Here is a 12,139-nt window from a genome sequence, read left to right on the forward strand (position 1 = left end):
ACCGTCGCCGACAAGGTGGGCGTGCTCGCCGAGATCGCCGCGGCGATGCGCGACGCCGGCGTCTCGATCGAATCGCTGATCCAGCGCGGCGCGATGCCGGACGGCAGCGTGCTCGTCGCGATCGTCACGCACGAGGGGCCGGAGCGCTGCGTCGCCCAGGCGCTGGAGAAGCTGCGCGGCTCGCCCAGCCTCGCCGGCGAGCCGATGTGGATGCACATCTTGGGAGAATGAAGCGGGCGCGCTAGGTTGGGGCGATCCCAGCGGAGCCGCCATGCTGCCCTCGACCCTCGCCTTCGTCCTGCTCGCCCAGAGCGCGCCGGTCACCGCCGACAATGCGGCGACCGTCGCCGAGCTGACCCGAATCGCCGACGGCATCGACCGAGCGGTCGATGCCAAGGACTGGCCCGGCGCGCGCGCCTTCTTCGCCGATCGCATCCAAGTCGACTTCCAGTCGCTGTCCGGCCAGCCGGCGGCGGAGATCGCGGCCGACGACCTGATCAAGGCGTGGTCGACCAACCTCGCTGCCGCCAAGACCAGCTTCCACATGCGCACCAACCACATGGTCACGATCGACGGCGATCGGGCGCGGATGACCTCCGCCGGCTATGCGTGGAACCGGATGGCAGGCAATGGCGAGCCGTTATGGGAGGTGTGGGGCACCTATACTCACGACTTCGCGCGCACCCCGCAGGGGTGGCGCGTCACCGGCATGAAGCTTGAGGTCGCTCATCAGCGCGGCAATTTCTGGGTCCGGGATACCGTGCCCAGGGGCTGATCAGGGCGCGAGCTCGCGCTTGCGCACGATCTTGCCGTCGAACCCGGCGCTGACCGTCACGCCGACCATCCCCTTGCATTGCGTGAGGAACGGGCCGCTGACGCCGCACTGGAACATCGTGTCCTCGAGCACGCGATCGGTCTGGTACGGCACATTGTCCACGGCGCGCGCGGTGACGAAGGGGACGCGATATTTCTTGTCGGCGTCGCGCAGCGCGCAGATCGTGACCTCGTCCGGATCGTCGGTGGTCTTGCACGGGATCACGGCCCGGGTCTGTTCGCGATAGGCCTGGATCGCGGCGTCGTCGCCGCCGGCCTGAAGCGCAAGGGCAATCACAAGCAACACGGACATGGGCGAAACCCTCCCGGTCGTTGCGCTAGCATAATGGCGTTCGTGCGGGAACCGCTCAGTCGATGCTCGCCTGCAGAAAGCGGCGGCCTTTCTTGGGGCAGACCGGCGCGCCTTGCAGGCCGCACGGCACACCGGTCGATCGGACCACATCCATCTTGGGGCTCCAGCCGACGGCGGACGAGCCGGTCAGCCGGTAGCTCGTCTCGATCGCGGGCGCACAGCTGCCGGTCACGCAGAGCTGCGCCGGCTGGGGGAGAGCCCGGGCGGCGGGCTTGCGTGGTGCACGCTTGCGGACCGTGGCGACACGCACTTGCCGCCTGGGCAAGGTCACCACGCGGGGCGGTTCGCTCGCGACACTCAACGCAATGAGCAAGGTCAGCATGTCACGCGCCCCTCGAAGCCCCGCCACACACCGAACGCCGCGATTTCACTTTGGTTTCGCGACGTTGCCGGCTTTTGAAGCATGACAGCGTTGGCCCCCATCGACAAGCCCTTCGCGCCCTCCTATCGCGCAGCGGAACCGAATAGTGAGAGGGCTACGCACGATCATGCAGACCGCCAGCAAGGTGCTCGACCGCGTCCTTGTGCTCGAGATGGTGCGAGTCACCGAAGCAGCGGCGATCGCCGCCTCGACGCTGACCGGCCGCGGCGACGAGAAGGCGGCCGACGCCGCCGCCGTGGAGGCGATGCGCGCTGCGCTCAACGAGCTCTACATGGACGGCACCGTGGTGATCGGCGAAGGGGAGCGTGACGAGGCGCCGATGCTGTTCATCGGCGAGAAGGTCGGTAGCGCGCCGGGCAAGGGCCCCAAGATCGACATCGCGCTCGATCCGCTCGAGGGCACCACGATCTGCGCCAAGGCCGGCCCCAACAGCCTCGCGGTGCTGGCGATCGCCGAGGAAGGCAACCTGCTCAACGCGCCCGACGTCTATATGGACAAGATCGCGGTCGGCCCGGGCTATCCGCCGAACGTGATCGACCTCGACAAGTCGCCGACCGCCAATATCGAGGCGATCGCCGCGGCCAAGGGCGTCAAGCCCGCCGAGATCATCGCCTGCGTGCTCGACCGCCCGCGCCACGAGAGGATGATCGCCGAGCTGCGCCAGATCGGCTGCGGCGTGGTGTTGATCGGCGACGGCGACGTCGCCGGGGTGATCGCGACCACCGATCCCGACACCACGATCGACGTCTATATGGGTCAGGGCGGCGCGCCCGAGGGCGTTCTCTCCTGTGCCGCGCTGCGTTGCGTCGGCGGCCAGTTCAAGGGCCGGCTGGTGTTCCGCAACGAGGACGAGCGCGCGCGCGCGCGCCGCTGGGGGATCACCGATCTCGACAAGCAGTACGACCTGACCGAGCTCGCCAAGGGCGACTGCATCTTCGCCGCGACCGGCGTGACCGACGGCTCGCTGCTCGCCGGGGTCAAGCGCAAGCCCGGCAAGATGACCACCGAGAGCGTGGTGATGCGCGCGAGTTCGGGCACGGTGCGCTGGGTCAAGGGCGAGCACCGCACCAGCTGATGGGCGTGGTTTTCAGCTACGCTGAAACGGCGCCGCCGCAACATCAAGAGGCGCGCGGTTGAACTGGGCGCTGCTGGCGGGGCTGATCGCCGCCTATACCTGGTACATCCGGGGCGGCGGGGTGCCGCCAGGCGCGGGACGGATCGCCCGCTATCGCCGCTGGATGCGCCGCGCGCCGCTGGCGTTCGGGGGAAGCGCGCTGCTCGCGCTCGCGCTCGCCGGGCGGATCGACACGCTGTGGCAGCTGCCCGCCGAATTCGCCGCGCTCGAGGCGAAGGCGCGGCACTTCGCCGGGTTCGGCGGGAACATGGCCACGCTCAAGATCGCCGTGCTGGTGGGCTTCGGCGGCGGCGCGGTGCTCGGCCTCGCGATCTCGCGCTGGCAGGTGCGGCGCGGCAAGCGGCCGTTCACCGCGGGCGACATCGAGCGCATCTTGCCCCAGCGCGGCGGCGAATTCGGCTGGACCGCGGCGCTGGGCGTCGCCGCGGGGATCGTCGAGGAGCTGTTCTTCCGCCTCGCGCTGCCGCTGTTCGCGGCGCTGGTGACCGGCGACGCGCTGCTCGGCTTCGCGCTGGCGACGTTGCTGTTCGCCGCGGCGCACCGCTACCAGGGCTGGACCGGGATGGCGTTTTCTGGCGTCGCCGGAGCGCTGCTGGCCGTGCTCTACCTCGCCACCGGCGAGCTGTGGTTCGCGATGCTGATCCATGCGCTTCTCAACCTCAACGGGCTGGTGCTGCGGCCCGCGGTGCTGCGCCGCGCGGGCGATTGACAGCCAGCGGCGGCGCGCCTCTAGTCCCTGCACAAACGGGGAGAGAGTAATGTACCGCCGCAACGCATTTGTCCTTGCCGTCCTCGCCGCGACCGCGCTGACCGCCCCTGCCCCGGCCCGTCAGGCCGCGGCGCCACAAGCCGCGGCGGCTGCGGCGTTCACCTTCCAGGAGGTGATGATTCCGATGCGCGACGGGACCAAGCTGCAGACGGTGATCCTGCGTCCCGTGGGCAAGACCGGCAAGCTGCCGATCATCCTTCAGCGCACCCCCTATGGCGTACCGAGCGGGGCACCGAAGACGGTGCCCGCGTCGATGAAATATCTGATGGACGACGGCTATATCCTCGTCTTCCAGAACATGCGCGGGCGCTACAAGTCGGAGGGCGTGTTCGCGATGTCGATGGCGCTTTCCCCCGCCGGCTCGAACGCGCCCGACGAGGCGAGCGACGCTTATGACACGATCGACTGGCTGGTGAAGAACGTGCGCGACAACAATGGCCGGGTCGGCATGACCGGCGGCTCCTATCCCGGCTATGCCGCGGCGGTGGCGCTGGCGCGGCCGCATCCGGCGCTGAAGGCCGTTAGTCCGCAAGCGGCGTGGAACGACTGGTGGATGAACGACGATCTCCACCGCTACGGCGCCTTCCGCCTCTCCTACCTCACCGACTGGACCTATGGCCTCCAGAACAACAAGGATGGCAAGGATTTCGACTACAATCCCGGCGGGCCGCCGCCGGTCGACATGTACGACTGGCTCCTGAAGCTCGGCCCGGTCGAGAATCTCGACAGGCTCCACTTCAAGGGCAGCGTGCCGATGCTGACCCAGATCATCGAGCATCCCGACTATGACGATCACTGGAAGCGCCAGGTGTGGACCGAGCGGCTGGGGCGGACGACCGTGCCGACGCTGCACGTGGTCGGTTTCTGGGACCAGGAGGATCCGCTCGGCGGGTGGAAGATCTACGAGCGGATGGAGAAGGACGATCCCAAGGGGTTGAGCATGATCGTCGCCGGGCCGTGGAACCACGGCAGCTGGAAGAGCGCGGGCGACAATCTCGGCTACGTGAACTTCGGCAAGCCGAGCGGCACCGAGTTCATGCGCGACATCGAGGCGCCGTTCTTCGCCTATTGGCTGCACGGCAAGGGCACGCAGCCGCGCGGCGAGGCCAAGGTCTTCCAGAGCGGCTCCTGGCAATGGAAGAACTATGCGAAGTGGCCGCCCGCGGGGACCCAGGCGACCAGCCTCTATCTCCATGCCGACGGGTCGCTCTCGTTCGCCGCGCCGACGGGCGAGGGCTGCCGCGAATATGTGTCGGACCCGGCCAATCCGGTGCCGTATCGCGAGCGGCCGATCTCGGTCACCTATCCGTCGCAGGAATGGCGCTGGTGGGAGGCGGCGGACCAGCGCTTCGTCGACGGGCGGCCGGATGTGCTGACCTATGTCAGTGCGCCGCTCGACAAGGACCTGACGGTGAGCGGCGCGATCAGTGCGACGCTGCAGGCCTCGACCTCGGGCACCGACAGCGACATGGTGGTCAAGCTGATCGACGTGCTGCCCGACGATTACGACACCACGACCAAGGTGAGCGCGCTGGGCGACTATCCCAAGACGCTCAACGGCTATCAGCTGCCGATCGCGATGGAGGTACGGCGTGGGCGCTGGCTGGAGAGCTTTTCCGCGCCGAAGCCGCTGGTGCCGAACAAGGTCGTGGCGTGGAACGTGCCGCTGCGCGACCACGACCATGTCTTCAGGAAGGGCCACCGCATCATGGTGCAGGTCCAGTCGAGCTGGTTTCCGGTGATCGACCGCAACCCGCAGAGCTTCGTGCCGAACATCTACAAGGCCAAGCCGGGCGACTTCGTGAAGGCGACGCAGCGGGTGTGCGCCGGGTCGATGATCACGCTGCCGGTGGCGGGGTAGTCAAATCCTCCCCGCCAGGGGGTGTCAGCCGCAGGCTGACGGAGGGGGGCGGATGCCAGACCATGGGCCGTCGTGCGTCCTCCCCCTCCGTCACGCTGCGCGTGCCACCTCCCCCTTGCGGGAGAGGATTGGAAAGCGAACGGCAGGGCCTAGTTCTTGAGCCGCCAGCCGGTCTTGAAGATCCAGCCGATCACCCCGAGGCACAGCAGCAGGAACGCCGCGGTGAAGCCGAGGCTCAGTGCGATCGAGACGTCGCCCTTGCCGAAGAAGCTCCAGCGAAAACCGCTGACCAGATAGACCACTGGATTGGCGAGGCTCACCGTGCGCCACGGCTCGGGCAGCATGTTGATCGTGTAGAAGGCGCCGCCGAGGAAGGTCAGCGGGGTCACCACCAGTGCCGGCACGAACGAGAGCTGCTCGAACCCCTTGGCCCAGATGCCGATGATGAAGCCGAGCATGCTGAACGTCACCGCGGTCAGCACCAGCATCGTCAGCATCATGAAGGGATGCGCGATCGGCACCTCGACGAAGAGCATCGCGGTCACCAGAATGACGAGGCCGATCGCGATCGACTTGGTCGCCGCCGCGCCAACATAGCCGATCACCATCTCCATCGCCGAGACCGGCGCCGAGAGCAGCTCGTAGACCGTGCCGGTGAATTTGGGGAAGTAGATGCCGATCGAGGCGTTGGAGATCGACAGCTGGAGCAGGTTCATCATGATCAGCCCGGGCACGATGAAGCTGCCATAGGCGACTCCGTCGAGCTCCTGCATCCGCGACCCGATCGCGCCGCCGAAAACGACGAAATAGAGCGCGGTGGTGATCACGGGGGTGACAAGGCTCTGCCACAGAGTGCGCAGCGCGCGGGCCATCTCGAAGCGATAGATCGCCCAGACGCCGTGATGGTTGAAGCCCTTCATGCCGCCTTCTCCTCGTCCCGGCGCTCGACAAGGTCGACGAAGATGTCCTCGAGGCTCGACTTGGAGGTGTCGAGGTCCTTGAACGCGATGCCGAGGTCGGCGAGCTTGCGCAGCAGCGAGGGGATGCCGGTGCGCTCGGCCTGGGCGTCGAAGGTGTAGCGCAGCCGCGTGCCCTCGTCTTCGAGCGCGAGGTGCCATTCGTCGAGCTCGGCCGGGATCGCCGCCATCGGCTCGACCAGCGCGATGTCCATCTCGCGCTTGCCGAGCTTCTTCATCAGCTCGGCCTTCTGCTCGACCAGCAGCAGCTCGCCCTTGTTGATCACGCCCACCCGGTCGGCCATCTCCTCGGCCTCCTCGATATAATGGGTGGTGAGGATGATCGTGGTGCCGCGCTCGCGGAGGCTGCCGATCAGCTTCCACATGTCGCGGCGCAACGACACGTCGACGCCGGCGGTGGGCTCGTCGAGGAACAGGATTTCGGGCTCGTGCGCCAGCGCCTTGGCGATCAGCACGCGGCGCTTCATCCCGCCCGACAGCTCCATCACCTTGCTGTGGCGCTTGTCGTAGAGCGACAGGTCCTTGAGCACCTGGTCGATATAGTCGTCATGCCCGGTGCGGCCGAACAGGCGGCGGCTGTAGCGCGTGGTCGCCTGCACCGTCTCGAACATGTCGACCGACAGCTCCTGGGGCACCAGCCCGATCTTCATCCGCGCCGCGCGCGGCTCGGCGATCGCGTCGTGGCCGTCGACGGTGATCGTCCCCGAACTCGGCGTGACGATGCCGCAGATGATGCTGATCAGCGTGGTCTTGCCCGCGCCATTGGGCCCGAGCAGGGCGAATATCTCGCCCTTGCTGATGTCGAGATCGACCGACCCCAGCGCCTTCTGCCCGGAGGCATAGGTCTTGCTGACGCCACGTACGGAGAGGATCGGCTCCACGAAGTCCCCCTTGATTTTGAGCGCGCGATGTAGGGACGGATGCGGGGTTCGCAACCCGCAACGTTCATTATTCGTTCGGCGGCTGTTGGTCGATCGCGCCGGTCCACGCTCGGGACGGAGCTCAGCCCTTCTTGCGCGCCGCGCCGACGGCGTCCTTGAGCGTCTCATACGGCACCATGCCGGAGATCACGCGATCGCCGATCACCCAGAACGGCGTGCCGGAGGCACCGAGCTTGCGCGCGACGTCGAAGTTGCGGGTGATCTCGGCCTCGACCTTGGGCGTGGTCAGCGCGGCCTGGGCCTTGGCCTGGTCAAGCCCGGCCGATGCGGCGGCGGCGGCGATCGACGCTTCGCTCAATTGCCCGCCCGAATAGAGCGCGGTGTGGAACGGCTTGAACTTGCCCTGCTCGGCCGCCGCCAGCCCCCAGCGCGCGGCGGTGCGGCTGACCTCGCTCAGCACCGGCAGCTCGCGATAGACGATGCGGACGTTCGCATCCTCGGCCACGAGCCGAGCGATCATCGGCAGGCTGGCGCGGCAATAGCCGCAGGCATAGTCCATATAGACCGCGACGGTGACGTCGCCCTTGGCGTTGCCTTCCCACGCGCCGGCATAGGGCTCGACGATCGCGGTACGGCTCCCCGCCACCGCCTGGCCGGTCTCGCGTTCCTGCAGGCGCTTCATCGCCTCGGGCAGGATCTCGGGGTTGGCGAGCACATAGTCCCGCACGACCTGGCCGATCCGCGCCTTGTCGGTGTCCGCGACATGTGCCGGGGCGAGCGCCTGGACGCCGAGCACCACCCCGCCGCCGAGCGCGGCGGACAGCGCCACAAGGCCGGCGAGCGCCAGCGGATTCTTGGCGAGGGACTCGATCACCGTCTCTTCCTGTCCTGGAGCATGCCCTGCGCGGCCATGACGATATCCTGCGCGCGGATCCAGTCGGGCGAGCCCTGGGGCAGCCCGGCCATCGCCGCCTGCCCGCTCGCCACCGCGCGGCCCATGTCGCCGATCATGCTCGACCGCTCCGCCGTCGCCAGCGCGGCGCGCGCGGTGTCGCCCTTGCGTTCATAGACCATGCCGAGCTGGTACCAGGCGAAGGGATTCTCCTGGTCGCGTACCACCGACTGGCGCAGCACCTTCTCGGCCTCGGCGAGGTTCGCCGGGTCCTCGGTCGCGATCAGCGCGTGGCCGAAGGTGGTGGCGATCAGCGGCTGGTAGTTGGTGCTGGTGGTCGCCGCGCGCAGCGGCGCGATCGCTTCCCTGGGCTTGCCCGATTCGAGCAGGATCTGGCCTTCGAGTTCGAGGAAATAAGGGTTGTTCGGCTCGGCCTTGACCAGCGCCGCCGCTTCGGCCGCGGCCTGCTGCGGGTAGCCCGACTTGTGATAGGCGTAAGCGCGCGCGTAGCGGGCCGGGACGCTGGTGTCGGTGTCGGGATAGCGGCGCAGCGTGTCCTGCGGCTCGGCGACATAGCCGCGCAGCTTCGCCTGCATGCGCTTGAACCGCTCCTCGATCGACGCGTTGCTCGGCCTGCTCCACGCGGGATCGGCCTGGAGGTCGGCGGTGAGCGTGGCGATGCGGTCGCCCGACATCGGGTGGCTCATCACGTAGCTCTGCTCGCCGCCGCGCTTGAGGCCCCAGCGATATTCCTGCTGCTGGAGCTTCTTGAAGAAGTCGAGCATGCCGCGGCCGCTGATCCCGGCGCCGGAGAGATACTTGACCCCGGCCGCGTCGGTGGTGGCTTCCTGCGCGCGGCTGAAGGCGAGATAATTGCCGAGCGCGGCGCGCTGGCCGAGCTGCATCAGCCCCATGCCGGCATCGGCCGAGCCGGCGGCCATCGCCGCGGCGCCGAGCAGCAGGCTGAGCAGGGTGATGCCGGTCGCGCCCTTGGCCATGCGGTCGCTGAGCGGGGCGTGGCCGCCGGTGACGTGGCCGAGCTCGTGCGCGATCACGCCCTGGACCTCATTGGCGCTGCTCGCGGCGTCGATCAGGCCGGAATGGATATAGACCGCCTGCCCGCCCGCGACGAAGGCGTTGATCGAGGGATCGTTGATCAGGACGATGCGGACATTGTTCGGCTGGAGATTGGCGGCCTTGATCAGGTCGCGCGACATGTCGGCGAGGAGCGCCTCGCTCTCCGCATCGCGCAGGATCGACTGGGCGAGGGCGGGATTGACGACGCCGATCAACAGCACCAGCGCGAGGATCGAAACGAGCCGCTTCATGGCGGGCATCATGGCGGATTATCCCCTGCGATCAACGGCCGGTTGCGGCCCGAGCCCCCGCGACGCGATGGAGCGGGGCGCATGAACGGGGAGTGAGCGGCGGGAATGGCACGCCATCCCCGCCGTCTCGCATCGATCCCCGTCCGGGATCACGCACCGAAGGTGCGCTGCCACCAGCCGCGGCGCGGCGTGCCGTCGCCGGCGTCGCCCTCGGGATCCGCTTCGGCGGCTGCGGCTGCGGCTTCGGCGTTCGCTGCGGGCTCGAGGTCCTGCGCCACCGGCTCGGCCGCGGGCTTGGCACGGCTGCGGCGCTTGGGCTTGGCCGGCGCTTCCGCTTCGGGCTCAGGCGCAGCTTCGGCCACCGGCGCTTCCGCCTCGGGCTGGACCGCGTCTGCGTCAGTCTTCTTACGGCGGGTCCGCTTGGGCTTGGCCGACGCCTCGACCTCGGGCTGGGGCTCGGCGGCGATGCCGGCCTCCTCGGTCGCAACGTCGAGCGCGGCGACCGGCGTCTCCGCGACGTCGGCATCGGCCTTCTTGCGGCGCGAGCGCTTGGGCTTGGCCGGAACGTCCTCGACCGGCTGCGGCTCGGCGGCGATACCCGCCTCGGCGGTCGCTTCCTCGATTTCCGCAGCGGACTCCTCGCCGGAGAGCGTTTCCGCGGCGTCCGCCGCGGCCTCGGCCTCGTCCGCACCACCGCGGCGTCCACCGCGACGGCCGCGGCGGCGGCGCTTGCGCTGCTCGCCGGTCTCGTCGGCAGCCGCCGTCTCGGCTTCGACGCCGCCCTCGACCGGCTCGCCGTCCGTATCGGCATCGCTCTCGTCGCCAGCTTCGTCGGCCGGACGCTGCTCGCCGCCCTCTTCGTCGCGGCGGCCCCGGCGGCCACGGCGGCGGCGGCGGCGCTTGCGGCCCTCGCCCTCACCCTCGCCCCGGTCGCTGCGCTCGCGGCGCTCACGCGGCTCGCGGGCCTCGACTTCCTCCTCGCCCTCTTCCTCATCGTCGATCTCGTCGGCGATATCCTCTTCGATCTCCTCGATCACCGGCGCGAACTTGGGGGCGTGCGCCGGCGGCGGACCCGAGGCCTCGACCGACATGCGCGCGCCCTCGAGCTCGCCGTCGGACAGGATCTCGACCGTCACGCCGTAGCGGTCCTCGATCTCGGCGATGTCGGCGCGCTTCTTGTTGAGCACGTAGAAGGCCGCTTCCTGGCTGCAACGCAAGGTGAGCAGCGAACCGCGGCCCCGCGCCGCCTCGTCCTCGATCAGGCGCAGCGCGGACAGGCCGGCCGACGAGGCGGTGCGGACCAAGCCGGTGCCCTCGCAATGCGGGCACTGGCGAGTCGACGCCTCGAGCACGCCGGTGCGCAGCCGCTGGCGGCTCATCTCCATCAGGCCGAAGGCGCTGATGCGGCCGACCTGAATGCGCGCACGGTCGTTCTTGAGCGCTTCCTTCATCGCCTTCTCGACCTTCCGGACGTTCGATCCGTGGTCCATGTCGATGAAGTCGATGACGACGAGCCCGGCCATGTCGCGCAGGCGCAGCTGGCGGGCGATCTCCTGCGTCGCCTCGAGGTTGGTCGCGGTCGCAGTCTGCTCGATATTGTGCTCGCGCGTCGAGCGGCCCGAGTTGATGTCGATCGACACCAGCGCCTCGGTCGGGTTGATCACGAGATATCCGCCCGACTTGAGCTGCACCACGGGGTGGTACATCGCCGACAGCTGGTCCTCGACATGCGCGCGCTGGAACAGCGGCACGGGGTCGCTGTAATGCTTCACCTTCTTGGCGTGGCTCGGCATCAGGAGCTTCATGAACTCCTTGGCGTGGCGGTAGCCGTCCTCGCCCTCGACGATCACTTCCTCGATGTCGCGATTGTAGATGTCGCGGATCGCGCGCTTCATCAGGTCGCTGTCGCCATAGATCAGCGCCGGCGCGGACGAGCTCAGCGTCTTTTCGCGGATCTCGTCCCAGAGGCGCGCGAGATAGTCGAAGTCGCGCTTGATCTCGGTCTTGGTGCGCTGGAGCCCGGCGGTGCGGACGATGCAGCCCATCGTCGGCGGCAGCTTGAGGTCCGACATGATCGACTTGAGGCGCTTGCGGTCGGCCGCCGAGCTGATCTTGCGCGAGATGCCGCCGCCATGCGCGGTGTTGGGCATCAGCACGCAATAGCGGCCGGCGAGGCTGAGATAGGTGGTCAGCGCCGCGCCCTTGTTGCCGCGCTCTTCCTTGACGACCTGGACCAGCAGCACCTGGCGGCGGCGGATCACGTCCTGGATCTTGTAACGGCGGCGCAGGTTCATGCGGCGCTGGCGCAGCGCCTCGACCTGATCGTCGCTGCCCTTGCGGCCACGGCGGCGACGGCCGCCATTCGCAGCGGCGCCCTCTTCACCTTCCGAGGCTTCCTCATCCTCGTCGGCCGGACGCTCGACGACCTCGACGTCGCTGTCCTCGGCGCCGTCGTGATCGTCATGCTCGTCGTCATGATCGTCGTCGGCCTCTTCACGCAACGCCGCTTCCTCGGCGGCATGCTCGGCCTCTTCGCGCAACAGCGCGTCGCGGTCTTCCTTCGGAATCTGGTAATAGTCGGGATGGATTTCGCTGAAGGCCAGGAAGCCGTGGCGGTTGCCGCCATACTCGACGAATGCCGCCTGGAGCGAGGGCTCCACGCGGGTTACCTTGGCCAGATAGATATTGCCCTTGAGCTGCTTGCGCTCGGCGGACTCGAAATCAAACT

At 68.4% G+C, this 12,139-nt stretch carries 12 protein-coding genes; 5 read left to right on the forward strand and 7 right to left on the reverse strand.

Translation table 11 applies throughout. The features are described 5' to 3' along the window. Together ABDV68_RS14900 and ABDV68_RS14905 are read left to right on the forward strand one after the other, a co-directional pair. Window positions 1-231: ACT domain-containing protein (locus tag ABDV68_RS14900; protein ID WP_343520882.1), on the forward strand; the 231-nt coding region annotated here is incomplete at its 5' end. A 40-nt stretch (window positions 232-271) separates the two neighbouring features. Then, window positions 272-775, forward strand: coding sequence for a nuclear transport factor 2 family protein (locus ABDV68_RS14905; RefSeq protein WP_343520884.1), 504 nt, complete (start codon window positions 272-274; stop codon window positions 773-775). On the opposite strand, the gene ABDV68_RS14910 is transcribed toward ABDV68_RS14905, so the two are convergent. After that, complete coding sequence (locus ABDV68_RS14910; RefSeq protein ID WP_343520885.1) at window positions 776-1,126, reverse strand: hypothetical protein; 351 nt, start codon at window positions 1,124-1,126, stop codon at window positions 776-778. A gap of 55 nt (window positions 1,127-1,181) precedes the next feature. Beyond that, on the reverse strand, window positions 1,182-1,508 hold the full coding sequence (locus ABDV68_RS14915) for a hypothetical protein (protein ID WP_343520886.1): 327 nt from the start codon (window positions 1,506-1,508) through the stop codon (window positions 1,182-1,184). 166 nt (window positions 1,509-1,674) lie between these two features. On the opposite strand from ABDV68_RS14915, the gene glpX reads away from it, so the two are divergent. From glpX to ABDV68_RS14930, 3 genes are read left to right on the forward strand one after another with little or no spacing between them, the layout of a single operon-like run. Beyond that, window positions 1,675-2,643: a class II fructose-bisphosphatase gene (gene glpX / locus ABDV68_RS14920; RefSeq protein WP_343520887.1), complete on the forward strand. Its 969-nt coding sequence runs from the start codon at window positions 1,675-1,677 to the stop codon at window positions 2,641-2,643. A 58-nt stretch (window positions 2,644-2,701) separates the two neighbouring features. Beyond that, window positions 2,702-3,412 carry a CPBP family intramembrane glutamic endopeptidase gene (locus ABDV68_RS14925; protein WP_343520888.1) on the forward strand — a complete coding sequence of 237 codons (711 nt, stop codon included), beginning with the start codon at window positions 2,702-2,704 and terminating at the stop codon, window positions 3,410-3,412. A 49-nt stretch (window positions 3,413-3,461) separates the two neighbouring features. Next, a complete protein-coding gene (locus tag ABDV68_RS14930) occupies window positions 3,462-5,333 on the forward strand; it encodes a CocE/NonD family hydrolase (RefSeq protein ID WP_343520889.1) in 1,872 nt (623 codons plus the stop codon). Window positions 5,334-5,482: 149 nt separating this feature from the next. On the opposite strand, the gene ABDV68_RS14935 is transcribed toward ABDV68_RS14930, so the two are convergent. From ABDV68_RS14935 to ABDV68_RS14955, 5 genes are all read right to left on the reverse strand, one after another. After that, window positions 5,483-6,253: an ABC transporter permease gene (locus ABDV68_RS14935; RefSeq protein ID WP_343520890.1), complete on the reverse strand. Its 771-nt coding sequence runs from the start codon at window positions 6,251-6,253 to the stop codon at window positions 5,483-5,485. Then, complete coding sequence (locus ABDV68_RS14940; protein ID WP_343520891.1) at window positions 6,250-7,191, reverse strand: ABC transporter ATP-binding protein; 942 nt, start codon at window positions 7,189-7,191, stop codon at window positions 6,250-6,252. Before ABDV68_RS14940 ends, ABDV68_RS14935 begins: the two co-directional genes overlap by 4 nt. A 121-nt stretch (window positions 7,192-7,312) precedes the next feature. Beyond that, the gene (locus ABDV68_RS14945) at window positions 7,313-8,065 is read right to left on the reverse strand and encodes a DsbA family protein (protein ID WP_343520892.1); all 753 of its coding nucleotides are present in this window, start codon (window positions 8,063-8,065) and stop codon (window positions 7,313-7,315) included. Beyond that, window positions 8,062-9,420: a M48 family metalloprotease gene (locus tag ABDV68_RS14950; RefSeq protein ID WP_343520893.1), complete on the reverse strand. Its 1,359-nt coding sequence runs from the start codon at window positions 9,418-9,420 to the stop codon at window positions 8,062-8,064. Before ABDV68_RS14950 ends, ABDV68_RS14945 begins: the two co-directional genes overlap by 4 nt. A gap of 140 nt (window positions 9,421-9,560) precedes the next feature. Further along, window positions 9,561-12,139 (reverse strand): Rne/Rng family ribonuclease (locus ABDV68_RS14955; protein ID WP_343520895.1); only part of this gene is annotated, 2,579 nt, incomplete at its 5' end.

The sequence above is a fragment of the Sphingomonas sp. genome (assembly GCF_039595165.1).
Taxonomy (GTDB): Bacteria; Pseudomonadota; Alphaproteobacteria; order Sphingomonadales; family Sphingomonadaceae; genus Sphingomonas.